Source organism: Achromobacter sp. DH1f (assembly GCF_000633435.1).
GTDB lineage: Bacteria > Pseudomonadota > Gammaproteobacteria > Burkholderiales > Burkholderiaceae_B > Achromobacter > Achromobacter deleyi.
The window spans coordinates 1-901 of sequence record NZ_AYMF01000128.1 but is presented as its reverse complement, the minus strand read 5'-3'; the positions used below and the strand labels follow the sequence as shown (position 1 = coordinate 901).

2 protein-coding genes are annotated in these 901 nt (G+C 64.8%); both read left to right on the top strand.

The features are described from left to right. Positions 1–789 (top strand): MotA/TolQ/ExbB proton channel family protein (locus tag U858_RS0133380; RefSeq protein WP_025141386.1); only part of this gene is annotated, 789 nt, incomplete at its 5' end. Beyond that, the coding region (locus U858_RS0133375; protein ID WP_029954811.1) for a biopolymer transporter ExbD at positions 789–901 on the top strand (113 nt) is incomplete at its 3' end. The genes U858_RS0133380 and U858_RS0133375, both read left to right, overlap by 1 nt.

The following is a 901-nucleotide window of genomic DNA, read 5'->3' as shown; positions in this document are numbered from 1 at the left end:
GCCGCCGCGATGCCCGCGGCGCCCGCGCCCGCGGCCGTCCCCGACATGGGCTTTCTGCACTTCGTCGCCCAGAGCGACTTCGTGGGCAAGAGCCTGTTCATCATCCTGATCCTGATGTCGCTCGTGACCTGGTATCTGATCCTGGTCAAGGTCGCCAGCAACGTCAGCATGCGCAAGCGCTCGGCCGACTTCCTGAACAAGTTCTGGAACGCCAGCTCGCTCGAGCAGGTCGAAAACGAAATCGTGACGCACGGCGCGCGTGACCCGTTCTCGCACCTGGCCAGCCATGCCATGCACGCGCAGGCGCACCACAGCAAGTTCGGCGCCACCAAGCTGGAAGAGGCCGGTTCGAACACCGATTTCGTGACGCGCACGATGCGCAAGGTGATCGACGAAGAAACCGCCAAGCTGGAAAACGGCCTGACGGTGCTGGCGTCGGTGGGCTCGACGGCGCCGTTCGTCGGCCTGTTCGGTACGGTGTGGGGCGTGTACCACGCGCTGGTCGGCATCGGCCTGTCCGATGGCGTCACCATCAACCGCATCGCCGGTCCGGTGGGCGAGGCCCTGATCATGACCGGCCTGGGCCTGGCGGTTGCCATCCCGGCCGTGCTGGCCTACAACACCTTCGTGCGCAACAACCGCGTGTTCCTGTCGCGTCTGGATGCCTTCGCGCACGATCTGTTCGCCTTCCTGACGACCGGCCAGCAAGTGGCGCTGTCCGACGGCAAGGTGCGTGCCCTGCGCCGCCAGCACGGTAACGGCGCCGCGGCTCAACGCGGGAGCGAATAATGGCTTTTGGCAGCTTCGAGGGCAAAGGGTCGGGAAGCCATACGGTTTCCGAGATCAACATGGTGCCCCTGATCGACGTCATGCTGGTGCTGCTGGTGATCTTCATCATCAC